The sequence below is a fragment of the Massilia luteola genome (assembly GCF_034420155.1).
Lineage (GTDB): Bacteria > Pseudomonadota > Gammaproteobacteria > Burkholderiales > Burkholderiaceae_D > Telluria > Telluria luteola.
The window spans coordinates 53,440-69,844 of sequence record NZ_JAXOFN010000015.1; the positions used below are offsets into that span (position 1 = coordinate 53,440).

Genomic DNA, 16,405 nt, shown 5'->3' on the forward strand with positions numbered 1-16,405 from the left:
TCCCGTCAAGCGGCCGCTGCGCCCTATCCCGTCGTCCCCGCGCAGGCGGGGACCCAAGTTTTGCGGCTGCAGCCAGCAAAATTAGGTTCCCGCCTGCGCGGGAACGACGTGCTAAGGACGCGCCGACGACCTGCTAACGACCTGCTGACGACGTGACGAATGCTGCCGGAACGTAAGCAGCGCACCCCACCAGCATGCATTCCGGCCCGGTTTTCGTGCAGCCTGTCGCAAACCGGTATCGTGACTCCGGCCCCGCGCTTACGATGTCCCCATCGAGAACATCCGCGTACCCAGGAGAACATCATGATCGACCATAAAACCCGCCGCCTCGCCGTCGCCGCCTGCGCCCTCGCCTGCATCGCCATCACGCCGCAGGCCATTGCTGCCGACTGGAGCTGGGGCAAGAGCGAACAGGTGCAGGGCAGCGGCAAGATCCAGCACCAGGCGCGCGACGTCGCCCATTTCGACGGCGTCGCGATGTCCCTGCCCGGCAATGTCGAGATCAAGAGCGGCGGCAGCCGCGAAGGTCTCACCATCGACGCCGACGACAACCTGCTGCCGCTGATCGAGACCGTCGTCGAGGACGGCACGCTGAAGATCCGCGCCAAGCACAACGCGAACCTGCGCACGCGTAACCTGAAGGTCGTCGTGCAGGCGCGCAGTGTCGACCGCCTCGTGCTGGGCGGCTCGGGCAATATCGATGCCGACGTCGTGCACGGCGGCCGCGTCAAGTTCGACGTGGGCGGCTCGGGCGCCATCAAGGTCGGCCGCGTCGAAGGCGACACCGTCAACGTCGCCCTCGGCGGCAGCGGCGACCTCAAGGTGGCGGGCGGCACCGCGCGCACCACGTCGATCTCGATCGGCGGCTCCGGCACCGTCGACCTGGCCCATGTGCGCGCCGACAACGCCAGCGTCACCGTGGCGGGCTCCGGCAACGTGACCTTGTGGGTGAAGGAGAGCCTGGGCCTGACGGTGGCCGGGTCCGGGGACGTCAGTTACTACGGCGATCCGCACGTGACCCGGTCCGTGGTCGGATCGGGCAACGTGCGCCGGCTGGGCGCGGCGCCGCGCTGATCGCAGGGTGGGCACCCGTGCCGACGTGAACGTCGACGTCAACGTCACGCGTGGGCACGGGGTGCCCACCCTACCGCGCTAAAGGCCGCACGGGCCGCGCCGTCCACGCGGTGAGTCACGCGGGGCACGGGGTGCGCACCGTACCGCGACTCCTGATCACAAGTCCCAACGCACCTCGCCCACCACGGTCCGCTGCGTGTACGGGTGAAACGCCCAGTACTTGCGGTCGTTGAGGTTGTCCACCCCGACCGCCGCGCTCCACCGGCGGTCGAAACGGTAGCGCAGCCGCGTATCGACCACGAGATAATCCGACGTCCCCATGTACGCATCGCCGTTCGGATCGCTGTTGTCCAGCGTCGAGTACTGGCGGCCGCTGTAGCGGGCGCCCAGCGTGGCCGTCCACTTGTCGTTCGCCTTCCACGTCGCCAGCATCGTCGCGCGCCAGCGCGGCACGCGCGGCTGCCACTTGCCCACGCTGGCCGGAAACCCTGCGTTCTCCGTGATGATGGAGTCGGCAAACGTCAGGCTGGACGACAGGCCGAGTCCCCGCACCCCGACGTCGTCCGCCTGCGCCGCCACTTCGAGGCCGTTGGTGCGGATGCGGCCCACGTTCTGCACCGTGTTCACGGTCGTCCCGCCGCTCACCAGCAGCGGCTGCGAGTACAGCGCGTCGCGCGTCGTTTCGCGGAACAGCGTCACGCGCAGCGAGCCGGTGTCGCCCAGCGTCTCGGCCGACAGCTCGCTCGTCCACGACTTCTCCGCCTTCAGGCGCGGATTGCCGTTGATGATCGCGTTGTCGACGACGGATCCCTGAAACAGCTCGGCCGCCGTCGGATCGCGCACCGCGCGGCCCGTCGATGCCTTGAGCAGCCAGTCCGGGCTCGCGCGCCACGCCAGCGCGGCCTTGGGCGACCACGCCGTCTCGCTGCGCCCGGGGAACGGCAGCGGCGCCGCCAGCACGGCGTTCGACAGTTCGCCGCCATACGCGCGCCAGCGCTCGAACCGGACGCCCAGCGTGGCGCGCCAGGCGGCGGCGATGCGCCAGCTGTCCTGCGCGTACAGGCTTTCGAGCCAGGTATTCCCGTTGAAGAGGGAGACCTGCCGGCCGTCGCCCGCATGCAGCCAGTCCGCGGCGCTGCCGAACACGCGGGTGCGCAGCCGGGCGTGGTCGGACTGCAGCCCGAATTCGACCGTGTGACCGGACAGCGCGCCGGCATCCGGCCGCCAGATGCCTTTCAATGCCAGCGTGTTCCAGCCGCTGCCGTGCATGTCGGTGACCTGGCCGGCGCCGTTCGTGTCCGCGTCGGGCACGAGCACCGTCGGCGTGCGCACGAGATCGCGCGCGTAGTCGTAGACGCTGGCGGCGATCTCCCAGTCGAACGTGGCGCGGCTGTGCGTCTTGAGCGACAACCCGTGCATCGCGTGCTCCAGCGTGCCGCGGCTGGGCGCGAAGTCGGACGCCTTGATGTCGTACGCGCGGCCGTCGATGTTCACGCGGGGCGCCGTGCTGACGGGATTGCCGGCCGCGTGGCGCAAATACGATTCGGCCGTGCGCGCGGCGTCGTTGCGCCACCAGCCGAACGTGTAGCTGGCGCGCAGCCGCGGCGTGATGTCCCACGCGAGCTTGACTTTCGCGTGGTCCTGGACCGTGCGCGTCCGGCTCGTCGCGCCGAGCAGCCACCAATCCTTGTCCGACGGATTGCGGCCCGCGACGGCGCCCGTCACCGGGATGCCGCCGCCGTTCGGGATACCGCTGGACAGCAGCTTGTTGGCGAACGCGATCGGTTGCGCATCGCTGTCCATGCGTGACACGTCGATCCACCACGACCACGCGCCGCTGCGGTCGCCCAGTGCCGCGCTGCCCTGCCAGCCGTCGTAGCGGTCGTCCGTCCGGTACAGCTTGAACCCTTGCGAAAAGCCGGACAGCTTGACGTGGGCTTCGCGCCTGGTCGGCATGCGGGTCTGGAAGTCGACGACGGCGCCGACCGAGTTGCCCGGATACGCGGCCGCGAACGGGCCGTAGAGCACGTCGACGCGTTCGATCTCGTCGGGCGTGACGAGGCCCCAGCGCGGCGTGTACGAGGCGCCGTTGCCGAGCAGGTTCGAGAGCAGGATGCCGTCCGCGTACACGAGCGAGCGCGCGCTGTTGCCCGTGCCGGACGCGCGGCTCGCGAGCACGGCGTGGTCGTAGTCGCCCGTGTAGCGCTTGCGCACGTTGAGGCTGGGCAGGTATTTCAGCGCGTCCTCGCTGTCGAACGCATTGATCCGCTCTTCGACCTGGGCACCGGTGATGCCTTCGATCGTCGTCGGGATCTGCGCGGGCAGCGACGTCGGGCGGCCGCCCGACACGATCACGGTGTTCAGGTGCGTGTCGTCGGCGCGGGCATGCGCGGACGCGCCGAGGCACGCCCATGCGGCGAGCGCAAGGCGATGATGTCGATGTCGCATGCCCGCCTCAATGGTGGTGCATCGGCATCGCCATATCGGCGGGCACCACGTCCAGCACGGGCGCGGGCGTCTTCGATGCGGCATCGCCGGCCCAGTCCACGCGGACGTTCCCACACTGCTGGCCGACCTTGAACACGTAGCGGCCCGGCGCATCCGGCAGCCTGGCCTGCAGCGTGAATTCGTCGTAGTACGCGTCCGGCAGCGGGCCGCCGCGCCAGCTGATCTCGCGCACGGCGCTCGTGATCGTCTTGCCGTGCATGCGCAGCGGCGCCGCGAGCTTGCCGTCGACGAGGTTGATGGTCCAGCCGGGCTTCGGCATGGGCTTCGCCGTCACGCCGTCGGGCAACGACACCGTGATGCCGGTGGTGGCGCTGCCGTCGCAGCCGTGGCCGACCTTGAAGACGAGCGTCTGGTAGGCGCCCGCCGGCGCGCTTGCCGGGGCGACGGTGATATGGGCGTGCGCCAGCGGCGCCGCGAACAAGGCGGCGATCCAATATGCTTTCATCGTGTGCTCCCGTTAGTGCGCTGCGGTGTAGGTGAGCGGTTTGACGGGCACCTGCACGGTGACGTTCTCGCGCTTTTTATCGGCCCCGACGAAGGTCAGGGTCAGCGGCACCTGCTCGCCGTCCTTGAGCTGGCGCTTCAGGTCGAACAGCATGACGTGGTAGCCGCCGGACGCCAGGTTGACGGTCTGGCCGGCCGGCAGGTCGATGCCGTCGACCTTGTGCATGCGCATGGTCTGGCCTTCCATGCCCATCTGATGGACTTCGGCGCGGCCCGCGACCGGGGTCTGGACGTCGACGAGACGCGTGGCCGTGGCGGAACGCAGCTGCATGAAGGCGCCGGCCGTCTTCTGGGCCGGCACGGTGGCGCGGATCCACGGATCGCCGACGGTCACCTGGGCGAACGCGGCGGATGTGAACAGGCTGGCCGCGGCCAGCACGAGAATGTTTCGATACATGACTTCACCTGACTGAAAGTGGATGGCGGCGCGGGTGCGCCGGGAACGAGGTCAGGCGAAGGCAGGCGGGCCGCGCGGGACGGCCGCCAGCCAGACGGCCAGCGGACGGGGCGCGTGATGGAACAGGAAAGGATGGGGGCCCGTGCCGTGCACGAATACCAAGGGCGCATGGACGGGCGGCGGCATGCCATGGCTGCCCGCATGGGTGAGGCAATAGCCGCAGTCGTCGAGGAAGCCCATGCCGCGATGCTCGTCTTGCATGAGCAGCGCGGCCGCGGCCGCGAACGGCGCGCCGCCGTCGACGCTGCAGACGTCGACCGGGATCTCTGGCCGGCTCGCCGCCAGCGCATGCGAGACCGTAGGCGCGAGCGCGTTCAGCAGCACCGCGAACAGTGCCAACCAGATGAAGCGCATGCGTTTTATCGAACGAACCGGCATGATCCGATTATAGCCGCGTATGCACGCCGTGGCGCACGCGCGGCCTGGGACAAATTGTCCGAATCAGCGCTCGGCCATGAGGATCTCGCGCTCGACCTGCACGGTCTGCTGCCCGTCCGTCAGCCACACCTGGCCGTCCTGGATCGTGCATTGCAGCTGCATCGAGCGCTGGACCATCTGCTCCAGCTGGGCGCTGGTTTCGGCCGGAATGTTAATGATGGAAATTTTCCTCGTGCGTTCGAGCTTGCTGGCCAGGCCCTTGAACCAGATGTTGCTGGTGGCGCTGTAGCTGTACGCGACCACGTGTCCGGCGCGGCCGGCGGCCTTCATGAGGCGGCGTTCGTCGGGCTGGCCGACCTCGATCCAGAGGTCGATCGCACCCGTCAGGTCCTTGCGCCACAATGCGGGCTCCTCGACGTCGAACAGGTCCTTGCCGTAGGTAAGCAGGGGGTCGGCGTGCAGGGCGAAGGCGAGCAGGCGGATCATCACCCGCTCGTCGGTTTCGGATGGATGCCGCGCGATGGTGAGCGCGTGCTCCTGGTAGTAGTTGCGGTCCATGTCCGCAATGCTCAGGTCTGCCTTGTAAATCGTTGCTTTCAGGGCCATTGAAGCCAGTCTTTCAATCTAAAGTGGTCAGCTGAACACGACGGTCTTGTCGCCGTTCAGCAGGATGCGGTGTTCCACGAACCACTTGACCGCGCGGGCCAGCACGACGCTCTCGACGTCGCGGCCGATCGCCGTCAACTGATCCACGCTCATGGCGTGGTCGACGCGCTCGACGTCCTGCTCGATGATCGGGCCCTCGTCCAGGTCGCCCGTGACGAAGTGGGCCGTCGCGCCGATCAGCTTGACGCCACGCTTGTGCGCCTGCGCATACGGACGCGCGCCCTTGAAGCTGGGCAGGAACGAATGGTGGATATTGATCGCCCTGCCCTTCAAGGCTTCGCACAGCCCCGGCGACAGGATCTGCATGTAGCGCGCCAGCACGACCAGGTCGATGCGGTGGGTGTCGAGCAGGTCGATGATGCGCGCCTCCTGGGCGAGCTTGGCCGATTCGCTGGCACCCGCCTCGAGCGGCAAGTGGTGGAAAGGGATATTGTAACTGGCCGCGAGCTGGTAGAAGTCCATGTGGTTCGACACGATGGCCGGAATCTCCACCGGCAGCAGGCCGCTGCGGTAGCGGAACAGCAGGTCGTTGAGGCAATGGCCGATCTTGGACACCATGATCAGCACGCGCGGTTTGCGCCTCGCGTCCTGCAGCGCGCCCTCGGCGCCCAGGTCGGCGCACAGCGAGCCGAAGCCGGCGCGCAGCAGTTCATCGGACATCGCGTCGTCTTCCAGCGCGAAGTGGACGCGCATGAAGAACAGTTTCGATTCCGGATCGCCGAACTGGGCCGAGTCGATGATGTTGCAGCCGTGTTCGGCCAAAAAGCCCGACACGCGCAGCACGATACCGCGGTGATCCAGGCAGGACAAGGTCAGGATATATTCTGGATACATTGCTAGATACTTCAGAATGGTTGAGATTGACTGAGCCCGGTCATTGTCGCATGGATTGCCAATCCGCCATTTCCCCAAACCGGGGTCAGAGCCCGATTTAAAGAAATTGCCAAAAACCGGGCTCTGACCCCGGTTGGTAAAGGAGACGCATATGGAAGCAACGAACCGGCAATTCCGCCTCGCCGCCCGCCCCGTCGGCCTGCCGAAGGCCACTGACTGGCAATTGACGGAGGAAGCGCTCCCCCCGCTCGGGGACGGCGAGGTGCGCGTGCGCGTGCTGTACCTGTCGCTCGATCCGGCCATGCGCGGCTGGATGAACGAGGGTAAATCGTATATCCGTCCGGTCGCCATCGGCGAAGTGATGCGCGCGGGCGGCGTCGGCGTCGTCGAGGCGTCCAGCTCGCCGCACGTCGCCGTGGGCGACCACCTGGCCGGCACCTTCGGCGTGCAGCAGTACTGGACGGGTCCCGTCGACGCGAAGGCCGCCGCGGCCATGAAGATCGATCCCGCGCTCGCCCCGCTGCCGGCCTGGCTGAACGTATTGGGCATGCCCGGCATGACGGCCTACTTCGGCCTCACCGACATCGGCCAGCCGAAAGCCGGAGAGACGGTCGTCGTGTCGGCGGCCGCGGGCGCCGTCGGCGCGACGGTGGGCCAGGTGGCGAAGCAGCTCGGGTGCCGCGTGGTCGGCATCGCCGGCGGGCCCGATAAATGCCGCTACGTCGTCGACGAGCTGGGCTTCGACGCCTGCATCGACTACAAGGCCGGTCCGGTGGCGGCGGGTCTCAAGGAACATTGTCCGCAGGGTGTGGACGTCTATTTCGACAACGTGGGCGGCGACATCCTCGACGCCGTGCTGGCGCGCATCAACCTCAAGGCCCGCATCGTGATCTGCGGCGCCATCTCGCAATACAACAACACGACGCCCGTGCGCGGACCGGCCAACTACCTGGCGCTGCTCGTGAACCGGGCCCGGATGGAAGGCATGGTGGTCTTCGACTATGCGCCGCGCTACTCGGAAGGCGTGCAGCGCCTCGGCGCCTGGCTGCGCGACGGGGCGATCAAGAGCCGCGAACACGTCGTCGAAGGGCTCGACCATTTCCCCGACGCGTTGACGATGCTGTTCGAAGGGAAGAACTTCGGAAAACTGGTGCTCAAGATCGCCGACGACACCCACTGACACCAACCCCGCGCCACCGGAACCATTTCATTTCCCGCCTCTCTAAACTCACGAGCGCATCCATGGACGCTCGCTTTGATTGTTCAGGCACAAGGAGATCGATATGGCGACAAGCAAGGATGGCGGCAACAAGGGCGCTGCCGACTCCGGCGGCAGCGAGCAGAAAAGCCAGCCGGCCAAGCGCGGTTTCGCTGCGATGGACCAGAACCAGCAGCGGCAAATCGCCAGCAAGGGTGGCCAGGCCGCCCACCAGAAGGGCACGGCGCACGAATTCGATTCGGAGGAAGCGCGCCGCGCGGGCCAGAAAGGCGGGGAAGTGGTCAGCCGCAACCGCGCCCACATGGCCGATATCGGACGCAAGGGCGGGGAAAGCCGGCAGTCGGCCAACCGCGCCGCGGCAGCCGCGAAAACGGGCAACCGCCAGGGCGGCAAGGAGCAATGACGTCCGGGATCGGTCCGCGCCCTGGGCCGGTCCCCTTCTCGAAGCGCGCAAGCGCCGACCGCGCCGCCGTGCCGGGCGTGGTCGCCCGTCGCCCCTCGCCCGTCACCTGTTGCATCATCGTCATCCGCTGACGTCAAGACATGGACGTGCTACAGTGCCGCCCTTATGTCTTCTCCCTCCCGCCTGAAATACCTGAGCGCCTATCCCGCCCACGTGCTGTCGCAGGTCGAGCGCCTGATCGCCGACGACCGCCTGGCCGACCACCTGCGCCAGCGCTACCCCGACGCGCACGACGTCCGCACGGACAAGGCCTTGTACGGCTACGTGCAGGACCTCAAAGACGAATACCTGCGCAACGCGGCGCCCGTCGCCAAGGTCGCCTACGACAGCAAGATCGGCATCGTGCAGCAGGCGCTGGGCCTGCACACGGCCATCTCGCGCGTGCAGGGCGGGCGCCTGAAGGCCAAGCACGAGATCCGCATCGGCACCGTGTTCCGCGACGCGCCGCCCGCGTTCCTGCGCATGATCGCCGTGCACGAACTCGCGCACCTCAAGGAAAAGGACCACGACAAGGCGTTCTACAAACTGTGCTGCTGGATGGCGCCGGATTACCACCAATACGAGTTCGACGTGCGCCTCTACCTCACGCAGCTGGACCTCGGCGGCGCGCGCTTGTGGGAGTGACCCGGCCCGCCACGGCGGGATATCACTCCCGGTATCGGCGTTGTCATTTATTTCATCGGACAGCAACAAAATATTGCCTATCTGACATCATATAATCCTGGCGCACACAAGGAGAATCCATGCGCCGATATGCAGTGAACGTTGTTACCGTGGTGTCGCTCGTCCTGGCACCGTTGTCCCCCACGCTCGCGGCACCCGCCGCGCAGGCGGAAGAGCAGGCGCTCGCGGCGCGGATCGATGCGCTGATCGCCCCGTATTTTCCTGCCACCGGCCCCGGGGTCGCCGTGATCGTCACGAAGGACGGCAAGACCGTGTTCCGCAAGGGCTACGGCCGCGCGGACGTGGCGTCCGGCACGGCGCTGCGGGCGGATGCCCCGGCGCGGATCGGCTCGATGACGAAGCAGTTCACGGCCGTCGCCATCCTGATGCTGGCGGATGAAGGCAAGCTGGCCCTGTCGGACGACATCACGCGCTTCCTGCCCGACTATCCCACGCACGGCGCGAAGATCACGATCGAACATCTGCTGACGCACACGTCCGGCATCCCCAGCTACACGGACAAGCGTGGATTCCGCGACGTGATGCGCACCGACGTCACCGTCGCGCAAGGCATCGCGTTCTTCAAGGATGACGCGCTGGAATTCGTTCCCGGCAGCCGGTTCCGCTACGACAATTCCGGCTATTTCCTGCTGGGCGCGATCATCGAGAAGGCGTCGGGCCTGCCGTATGCCCGCTTTCTCGACGAACGCATCTTCAAGCCCCTCGGCATGACGCACACCGGCTACGAGGATGCGCGGTTCCAGCCCGTCACCGGCTACGACGGCCGGGCGCAACCGGCCGGCCCGATCAGCATGACGTGGCCGTACGCGGCCGGCGCGCTCGTGTCGACCGTGGACGACCTCGCGCGCTGGCAGGCGGCACTCGCCGATGGCAAGCTGCTGCGGCCGGACACGCTGCGCCGGGCCTGGAGCGCCCACACGCTCAACGACGGCACGCCCAATCCGTACGGCTATGGATGGTTCGTGGGCCGGCTGCACGGCGTCGACGAAGTCTTCCACGGCGGGAATATCCCGGGTTTCACGTCCGACGCCGTCTGGCTGCCGAAGGAGCATGTCTATGTCGCCATGCTGGCCAACCGCGACGCCGACGGCATCCACGTGCCGCTGGCCAAGCTGACCCACGGGATCGCGATGGACGTGGCCGGCAAGCCGCTGCCGGTGCCGTCCGCGACGGCGCCCGATGCGGCGACACTGGACGGCTATGTGGGCGTCTATCCGATCGACGACAAGCGGGCCCACACGGTCCGCCACGAGAACGGCGGGCTGACGATCCAGGGCACGGGCATGCCGCGCGCGCAGCTGCGCGGGTACCGGAAGGACGGCGTCCTGATCGGCGACAGCTTAATCACTGTACAGTTCCACCGCGACACAAAAGGGGTCGTCACGGACCTGACGATCGACGATGAACTGAACCGCACGACGCACCACCGCGGCAGCACGACGGTGCCCGAACTGCGGGCCGTGCAGGTGGCGCCCGCCGTCCTGGACCGGTACCTGGGCCGTTACCCGCTCGCGCCGGGACTCGTGATCGAGGTGACGCGCGAAGGCGGCACCTTGCGCGCCACGCCGGTGGGACAGCCGGCGATGAAGCTGACGGCGCTGGCGCAGGACACGTTCGTGGACGCGGAACACGACGTCCGGCTCCACTTCGACAAGCGGGCCGCCGGCACGATGGGCATGACGCTGGAACAGGGTCCGCACAAGCTGAGCGCGCCAAGGCAGTGATAAAGCGCGGCGGCGCGGCAGCCAATGGCCGGATCTGACGCAATCCCTCGTTGCCGTAGCGCAACAAGATTTTGAACAAGGGCGGCCGACGGGCAAAAGCTGTCGACTTTCCTTTGAGCACGGATTACAGTCGAGGTCCACACCCTGGCGCTCCCAGCCGGCCCATCCGTCGACTCAAATGCAGCAACAACGCCTCGTTCAGTTCCTGTTACTTCCCCTGGTCGGCCTCGCCAGCCTTGGCACCGCCCGCGCGCAGGACGAGCCGGTGCGCAGCCCGGACTGGCGCATCTCCGGCTTCGGCACGCTGGGCGTCGCGCATGCGAGCGAACGCGATGCGGACTACACGTCGTCCGTCTTCAAGGCCAACGGCACCGGTCTCACGCGCCGCTGGAGCACCGACGTCGACACCCGCCTCGGCGTCCAGCTCGACGCCACGCTGGCGCGGCACTGGTCGGCCGTGCTGCAGGTCGTGAGCGAACAGGGGCTGGACAACACCTACCGGCCGCGCATCGAATGGGCCAACATCAAGTACCAGGTGACGCCCGAACTGGCCGTGCGCGTCGGCCGCATCGCGCTGCCCGTGTTCCTGACGGCGGACTACCGCAAGGTCGGCTATGCGTATCCGTGGGTGCGGCCGCCGGTCGAAGGCTACAACGTCCTGCCCGTCACCAGCAGCGACGGCATCGACGCCACCCTGCGCTGGGACCTCGGCCCCGTGCGCAACGCGTCGCAGGTCTTCTACGGCCACAGCGCCGTCGCCCTGATCGCACCCCTGCACGTGTACGGACGCGGCGGCGTCGGCATCTCGAACACGAGCGACTGGGGTGCGCTGAGCGTGCGCGCCAACATGATCAGCGCCGAGATCTCGAGCGACATCGGCATCGACCTGTTCGACGCCTTCGACGCGTTCGGCCCGGCCGGCCAGGCCCTGACCCGGCGTTATGCGATGGACCACAAGCGCATGACGCTCGCGAATATCGGCGTGAACTACGACCCGGGCAGCTGGTTCGTGATGGCCGAGGCGGGCCGCACGGCCAGCCATTCCTTCCTCGGCGCCACGCGCAACGCCTATGTCAGCGCCGGCTGGCGCTGGAAGTCCCTGACGCCTTACGCGACGTGGGCGCGCGTGCGGGCCGTGGGGACGACGCTGGATCCGGGCCTGCCGACGGCCGCCCTGCCCCCGGTGCTGGCGCCGACGGCGGCCATGCTGAACGCCGGCCTGAATACGCTGCTGATGCGGATCCCGCAGCAGACGTCCGTGGCGACCGGCCTGCGCTGGGACCTGCACACGAACATGGCGCTCAAGGTGCAGCTCGACCGCGTCACGCCGCGCGACGACTCGGTCGGCACCTTCATCAACCCGACGCCGCGCTTCCGTTCCGGGCGCACCACGCACGTGGCCAGCGTCGCCCTGGACTTCGTGTACTAGCATGGCGGCGCACAAGTATTCCCGCTTCCTGGGATCGGCCCTGCTGCTCGCCTGCCTTGCCGATGCTCGCGCCGGCGCGGCCGAACTCGTCGTGATCGTCTCCGCGCGCAATCCCGTCACCACGCTGCGCGCCGACCAGGTGGCCGCGATCTTCCTCGGCCAGTCCGCGCGCTTCCCGGACGGCGCCGAGGCCGTGCCGTACGACCTGCGCCTCGGCGCGCCGATCCGCGACGAATTCTATGCGCGCGTGACAAGCAAGACGCCGGCCCTGCTGAAGGCGCACTGGTCGAAGATAGTGTTCACGGGCCGTGGCCAGCCGCCCGCCGAACTGCCGGACAGCGCGGCCGTGCGGCGCAAGATCGCGGACGATCCGGATGCCATCGGCTACATCGAACGGGGCGCGCTCGACGGCAGCGTGCACGCCGTCCTCGTGGTGCAATGATGACCCCCTCGCCCGCCTCACCTGGCCGGCGCCGGCGTCCCCGCTGGCTCGCGCGCGCCCTCGAGACGCATATCGCGCTGCCGCTGTTCGCGCTGCTGCCGCTGGTCGCCATCTGGGCCGCGACGTTCCACTTCATCGAGACCGAACGTCTCGCGGCCGTCGCCGCCGCGCACGATTCCGCGCGCGAGCAGCTCGACACCTACGAGGCGCAGGTCGCGCGCAACCTGAACGCGATCGACCAGACGCTCAAGGTCGTCAAGTACGCGGTCGAACTGAACGGCCCGCGCGGCGCCCTGCCGGCGCTGCGCGCCCAGGGCCTGCTGCCGCCCGGCCTCGTGTTCGAGGTCAGCATCGCGGACCGCGACGGCCGCATCGTCGACAGCAATCCGCCGATGCCGGGGCAGGACGTGTCGCGCGCGCCCTATTTCACCGTCCACGCGAACGACGATGCCAGCGCGGTCTTCGTCAGCCAGACCGCCGGCGATCCGATCCGCCGCGAACCGCACCTGCATTTCACGCGCCGCATCGACGACGCCGAGGGCAGCTTCGCCGGCGTGGCCATCGTCGAAGTGGACCCCGCGTATTTCACCAGCTCGTACGAGCGCTCGCGTGCCGGCGAACTCGGCCTGCTGGCGCTCGTGGGCAGCGACGGCGCCGCGCGCGCCGTGCGCATCGGCGACGACGTCTCGTGGGGCCAGCCGATCGCGCTCGACGGCCTCACGGAGGAAGCCGTGGCGCCGCAGCCGACGCCGCCCGACGGCGTGGAGCGCTACGCCGGCGCGCGCCGCCTGGCCGGGTTCCCGCTCACGGTCGTCGTCGGCCTGGCCGCGCGCGAACAGATGGCGCAGTACGAGCAGCACTACGGCACCTACCTGGTGGGCGCGACCGCCGCGAGCTCGCTGCTGGTGGCCGTCGTGGCGATGATCAGCGCCTGGTCGTGGCAGGTGGCCAAGGCGCGCCGGCGCGAGCGCCAGGCCCAGCAAACCTATGCGGCGGCGTCGGAGGCCAGTCCGGACGCCTTCTTCGTGCTGCGCAGCGTGGCCGGCATGGATGGCGGCATCGTCGATTTCCTGGTCGAGGGCTCCAACAGCCGCGCCGAACTGTTCACGGGCATCGCCAACGAGGCGCTGCGCGGCCAGCTGCTGGGCGACGTGCTGCCCTACTACCGCACCAACGGCATGTACGACCATCTCGTCCAGGTGGTCGCCGAACAGCGCGTCATCGAAGCCGAGTGGCAGGCCAACGCCGGCCCGGCCGCCGGCCGCTGGCTGCAGCGCCAGATCGTGCCCGTCGAAGGCGGCGCCGTGGCGATGGTGCGCGACATCACGGAGCGCAAGCTGGCCGAGGACCGCATCCGCCACATGGCCCACCACGACGAGTTGACGGGGCTCCCGAACCGCAGCCTGATCCGCGACCGCCTCGACCAGGCCGTGCGCAACGCCCAGCGCAACGGCGGCCACCTGGCCCTCGCCTTCGTCGACCTGGACGGCTTCAAGCTCGTCAACGATGGCCTGGGCCACAACGCCGGCGACGAATTGCTGAAGGTCGTCGGCTGCCGCATGCAGGCCTGCCTGCGCCGCACGGACACCCTCGGCCGCCTGGGCGGCGACGAATTCGTGATCCTGCTGCCGGACGCCGGCGAGAGCCCGCTGGCGTTGACGCCCGTGCTGGAAAAGATCCGCCAGGCCGTGACGGAGCCGGTGCAGATCGGCGACCAGTCGGTGCGCGTCAGCTGCAGCATGGGCGTCGTCGTCTACCCGCGCGACGGCGACGACCCGAAGACCCTCATGATGAACGCCGACGCCGCGATGTACCGCGCCAAGGACCTGGGCAGCAACAACTTCCAGTTCTACACGCGCGAGATGAACGCCAGCGTCGAGGAAAAGCTCGTGCTGCTGGAAGGCCTGCGCAGGGCGCTGGACGCCACGCTGGCGGACGACGCGCCGGACAAGCCGGGCGTGGACGCTCCGGCGGCCGAGGCGCCGGCGGGACGCTTCTACCTGCTGTACCAGCCGAAGGTGGACCTGCGCACGGGCCGGGTGTTCGGCGTCGAGGCGCTGATCCGCTGGCGCCATCCGGAGCACGGCACCGTGCCACCGATGCGCTTCATCGGGCTCGCGGAAGAATCGGGCCTGATCGTCGGCCTGGGCGAATGGGTCGTGCGCACGGCCTGCCGCCAGGCCCAGTTGTGGCGCGCGGCCGGGCTGGACGCGCTCGCGGTCTCGGTGAACGTGTCGGCCCGCCAGTTCGAGGAAAGACGCCTCGTCGAACGCGTCGCCGGCGCCCTGCGCGACAGCGGCCTGCCGCCCTCCTCGCTCGACCTGGAAGTGACGGAAAGCCTGCTGATGCGCGACCTGAACCAGGCCGTGGAACGCATGCGCGAACTGAAGGAGATGGGCGTGACCTTGTCGATCGACGACTTCGGCACCGGCTATTCGAGCCTGTCCGCGCTGAAATCGTTCCCGATCTCGACGCTCAAGATCGACAAGTCGTTCGTGCGCGACCTGGCCTCCAGCTCCGACGACCAGGCCATCGCGCTGGCCGTGATCTCGCTGGGCCACCGCCTGCACCTGCGCGTGATCGCCGAGGGCGTGGAGACGGTCGAGCAGCGCGACTTCCTGCTCGCGAACGATTGCGACGAGATGCAGGGCTATCTGTTCAGCCCTCCGGTGCCGGCCGAGCGCATCACGGAGATGCTGCAGGCGCAGGCCCAGCAACGGCGCCTGGGGAATGCCGAAGCCGTGGCGGGATAAGGAGTTCGGCTACCGGGCGCCGGGAGCGGCCAGCCGCAGGCGCCGGATCAGCGCGTCGGGATCGGCGTCGAGCGTCATCAGTTCCGCGTGCGCGGGCCGCACGAAGCCCGTCTCGACGAGGTGGCCGACGAAGGACGCCAGGCCGTCGTAGAAGCCGTTCACGTTGAGCAGGCCGATCGGCTTGGCGTGGATTCCCAGCTGGGCCCACGTGACCATCTCGAACAGTTCTTCCAGCGTGCCCATCCCGCCGGGCATGGCGACGAAGCCTTCGGCCAGGTCGGACATCATCGCTTTCCGTTCATGCATGTCCTTCACGACGAACAGGCGCGTGAGGCCGGCGTGGCCGACCTCGCGCTCGACGAGGTGCCTGGGGATGACGCCCGTCGCGTCGCCGCCGAGGCGCAGCACTTCGTCCGCGATCACGCCCATCAGGCCGACCTTGCCGCCGCCGTAGACGAGGCCGATGTTGTGCTCGACGAGGGCGCGGGCCAGGCCGCGCGCGGCGTCGGCATACACGGGATCGGCGCCCAGCGAGGCGCCGCAGTAGACGGCAATGGATTTCATGGAGTCCTCAGGGTTCCGGCGGCAGCTTGGCGAGAAAATCGTCGGACAGGCGCTGGAACAGCGCGAGCGTGTCGCCGCGCAGGTAGGGGCCGAGCATCGACAACACCTGATAGCAGCCGCGCGCCAGCGCGTCGGCGATTGCCTGCTGCTCGCTGTACTTGCGCGGATTGCGCACGTATTCGTACGACAGCCAGTACGTGGCGACGACGACCATGTTCGTGGCCATCGCGCCGATCTGGGCGTCGCCCGCCTCGAGCGAGCCTTCGCTGCGCAAGCCGTCGCACAACTCGCGCGCGACCTTGATCTTGTGCGCCAGGATCGCCTTGAAGTGCAGTTCGAGCTTGCGGTTGCGCGACAGGAGGTCGTTCAGGTCGCGATAGAAGAACCGGTATTTCCAGATCAGCTCGAACATGAGGTGCAGGTACAGCCACACGTCTTCCATGTTCGAGCGGCGGCCGGCCGGCACGGTCAGCATGCGCTCGATCTCCGCCTCGAACTGGACGAAGATCGAATTCACGATGTCGTCCTTGTTGCGGAAGTGGTAATACAGGTTCCCCGGCGAGATGTTCATCTCGTCGGCGATCACGGTCGTCGTGATGTTCGGTTCGCCGAATTCGTTGAACAGCCGCAGCGACAGCTCGAGGATGCGTTCGCGGGTTCGGCGCGGGGCTTTTTGTTGCATGGAAACAAATGTGGGTGGACTCAC

General features: G+C 68.1%; 16 protein-coding genes. 8 read left to right on the forward strand and 8 right to left on the reverse strand.

Annotated features, from left to right (window positions below):
* Positions 1-303 precede the first annotated feature (303 nt).
* Positions 304-1,074, forward strand: a complete 771-nt coding sequence (locus U9J41_RS16175) for a head GIN domain-containing protein (protein WP_322403214.1) — start codon at positions 304-306, stop codon at positions 1,072-1,074.
* A 156-nt stretch (positions 1,075-1,230) separates the two neighbouring features.
* Here U9J41_RS16175 and U9J41_RS16180 read toward each other — a convergent pair whose 3' ends face one another.
* The 6 genes from U9J41_RS16180 to purU all read right to left on the reverse strand — a co-directional run bounded on the left by U9J41_RS16180 (position 1,231) and on the right by purU (position 6,421).
* On the reverse strand, positions 1,231-3,522 hold the full coding sequence (locus U9J41_RS16180; RefSeq protein ID WP_322403215.1) for a TonB-dependent receptor: 2,292 nt from the start codon (positions 3,520-3,522) through the stop codon (positions 1,231-1,233).
* A 7-nt stretch (positions 3,523-3,529) separates the two neighbouring features.
* A complete protein-coding gene (locus U9J41_RS16185; RefSeq protein ID WP_322403216.1) occupies positions 3,530-4,027 on the reverse strand; it encodes a YcnI family copper-binding membrane protein in 498 nt (165 codons plus the stop codon).
* Positions 4,028-4,039: 12 nt separating this feature from the next.
* Positions 4,040-4,483 carry a copper chaperone PCu(A)C gene (locus U9J41_RS16190; RefSeq protein WP_322403217.1) on the reverse strand — a complete coding sequence of 148 codons (444 nt, stop codon included), beginning with the start codon at positions 4,481-4,483 and terminating at the stop codon, positions 4,040-4,042.
* A 51-nt stretch (positions 4,484-4,534) separates the two neighbouring features.
* Positions 4,535-4,897 (reverse strand): DUF2946 domain-containing protein, encoded by a 363-nt coding sequence (locus U9J41_RS16195; RefSeq protein ID WP_322403218.1) that lies wholly within the window; start codon positions 4,895-4,897, stop codon positions 4,535-4,537.
* 87 nt (positions 4,898-4,984) lie between these two features.
* A complete protein-coding gene (locus U9J41_RS16200) occupies positions 4,985-5,527 on the reverse strand; it encodes a YaeQ family protein (protein WP_322403219.1) in 543 nt (180 codons plus the stop codon).
* Positions 5,528-5,554: 27 nt separating this feature from the next.
* On the reverse strand, positions 5,555-6,421 hold the full coding sequence (gene purU / locus U9J41_RS16205; RefSeq protein WP_322403220.1) for a formyltetrahydrofolate deformylase: 867 nt from the start codon (positions 6,419-6,421) through the stop codon (positions 5,555-5,557).
* Between the two features lie 151 nt (positions 6,422-6,572).
* On the opposite strand from purU, the gene U9J41_RS16210 reads away from it, so the two are divergent.
* The 7 genes from U9J41_RS16210 (at position 6,573) to U9J41_RS16240 (ending at position 15,135) form a co-directional block, all read left to right on the forward strand.
* The gene (locus tag U9J41_RS16210; protein WP_322403221.1) at positions 6,573-7,601 is read left to right on the forward strand and encodes an NADP-dependent oxidoreductase; all 1,029 of its coding nucleotides are present in this window, start codon (positions 6,573-6,575) and stop codon (positions 7,599-7,601) included.
* Positions 7,602-7,704: 103 nt separating this feature from the next.
* Complete coding sequence (locus U9J41_RS16215) at positions 7,705-8,043, forward strand: KGG domain-containing protein (protein WP_322403222.1); 339 nt, start codon at positions 7,705-7,707, stop codon at positions 8,041-8,043.
* A 165-nt stretch (positions 8,044-8,208) separates the two neighbouring features.
* Positions 8,209-8,727, forward strand: coding sequence for a M48 metallopeptidase family protein (locus tag U9J41_RS16220; protein ID WP_322403223.1), 519 nt, complete (start codon positions 8,209-8,211; stop codon positions 8,725-8,727).
* Between the two features lie 119 nt (positions 8,728-8,846).
* Positions 8,847-10,511 carry a serine hydrolase gene (locus U9J41_RS16225; protein ID WP_322403224.1) on the forward strand — a complete coding sequence of 555 codons (1,665 nt, stop codon included), beginning with the start codon at positions 8,847-8,849 and terminating at the stop codon, positions 10,509-10,511.
* 178 nt (positions 10,512-10,689) lie between these two features.
* Positions 10,690-11,940 carry a hypothetical protein gene (locus U9J41_RS16230; RefSeq protein WP_322403225.1) on the forward strand — a complete coding sequence of 417 codons (1,251 nt, stop codon included), beginning with the start codon at positions 10,690-10,692 and terminating at the stop codon, positions 11,938-11,940.
* Position 11,941: 1 nt separating this feature from the next.
* The gene (locus tag U9J41_RS16235; RefSeq protein WP_322403226.1) at positions 11,942-12,382 is read left to right on the forward strand and encodes a type 2 periplasmic-binding domain-containing protein; all 441 of its coding nucleotides are present in this window, start codon (positions 11,942-11,944) and stop codon (positions 12,380-12,382) included.
* Positions 12,379-15,135: a bifunctional diguanylate cyclase/phosphodiesterase gene (locus tag U9J41_RS16240; protein WP_322403227.1), complete on the forward strand. Its 2,757-nt coding sequence runs from the start codon at positions 12,379-12,381 to the stop codon at positions 15,133-15,135. The genes U9J41_RS16235 and U9J41_RS16240 overlap by 4 nt, the downstream gene beginning before the upstream one ends.
* 9 nt (positions 15,136-15,144) lie before the next feature.
* Here U9J41_RS16240 and U9J41_RS16245 read toward each other — a convergent pair whose 3' ends face one another.
* Positions 15,145-15,699, reverse strand: a complete 555-nt coding sequence (locus tag U9J41_RS16245; protein WP_322403228.1) for an LOG family protein — start codon at positions 15,697-15,699, stop codon at positions 15,145-15,147.
* 7 nt (positions 15,700-15,706) lie between these two features.
* Complete coding sequence (locus U9J41_RS16250; RefSeq protein WP_322403229.1) at positions 15,707-16,381, reverse strand: TetR/AcrR family transcriptional regulator; 675 nt, start codon at positions 16,379-16,381, stop codon at positions 15,707-15,709.
* Between the last annotated feature and the right edge of the window lie 24 nt (positions 16,382-16,405).

Bases quoted from the DNA above. Each gene is read 5' to 3' on its own strand.
- U9J41_RS16245 (WP_322403228.1), bottom strand. From the start codon at position 15,699: ATGAAATCCATTGCCGTCTACTGCGGCGCCTCGCTGGGCGCCGATCCC.
- U9J41_RS16240 (WP_322403227.1), top strand. From the start codon at position 12,379: ATGATGACCCCCTCGCCCGCCTCACCTGGCCGGCGCCGGCGTCCCCGC.
- U9J41_RS16225 (WP_322403224.1), top strand. From the start codon at position 8,847: ATGCGCCGATATGCAGTGAACGTTGTTACCGTGGTGTCGCTCGTCCTG.
- U9J41_RS16215 (WP_322403222.1), top strand. From the start codon at position 7,705: ATGGCGACAAGCAAGGATGGCGGCAACAAGGGCGCTGCCGACTCCGGC.
- U9J41_RS16190 (WP_322403217.1), bottom strand. From the start codon at position 4,483: ATGTATCGAAACATTCTCGTGCTGGCCGCGGCCAGCCTGTTCACATCC.
- U9J41_RS16210 (WP_322403221.1), top strand. From the start codon at position 6,573: ATGGAAGCAACGAACCGGCAATTCCGCCTCGCCGCCCGCCCCGTCGGC.
- U9J41_RS16220 (WP_322403223.1), top strand. From the start codon at position 8,209: ATGTCTTCTCCCTCCCGCCTGAAATACCTGAGCGCCTATCCCGCCCAC.
- U9J41_RS16230 (WP_322403225.1), top strand. From the start codon at position 10,690: ATGCAGCAACAACGCCTCGTTCAGTTCCTGTTACTTCCCCTGGTCGGC.
- U9J41_RS16185 (WP_322403216.1), bottom strand. From the start codon at position 4,027: ATGAAAGCATATTGGATCGCCGCCTTGTTCGCGGCGCCGCTGGCGCAC.
- U9J41_RS16180 (WP_322403215.1), bottom strand. From the start codon at position 3,522: ATGCGACATCGACATCATCGCCTTGCGCTCGCCGCATGGGCGTGCCTC.
- U9J41_RS16195 (WP_322403218.1), bottom strand. From the start codon at position 4,897: ATGCGCTTCATCTGGTTGGCACTGTTCGCGGTGCTGCTGAACGCGCTC.
- U9J41_RS16250 (WP_322403229.1), bottom strand. From the start codon at position 16,381: ATGCAACAAAAAGCCCCGCGCCGAACCCGCGAACGCATCCTCGAGCTG.
- U9J41_RS16175 (WP_322403214.1), top strand. From the start codon at position 304: ATGATCGACCATAAAACCCGCCGCCTCGCCGTCGCCGCCTGCGCCCTC.
- U9J41_RS16235 (WP_322403226.1), top strand. From the start codon at position 11,942: ATGGCGGCGCACAAGTATTCCCGCTTCCTGGGATCGGCCCTGCTGCTC.
- U9J41_RS16200 (WP_322403219.1), bottom strand. From the start codon at position 5,527: ATGGCCCTGAAAGCAACGATTTACAAGGCAGACCTGAGCATTGCGGAC.
- purU (WP_322403220.1), bottom strand. From the start codon at position 6,421: ATGTATCCAGAATATATCCTGACCTTGTCCTGCCTGGATCACCGCGGT.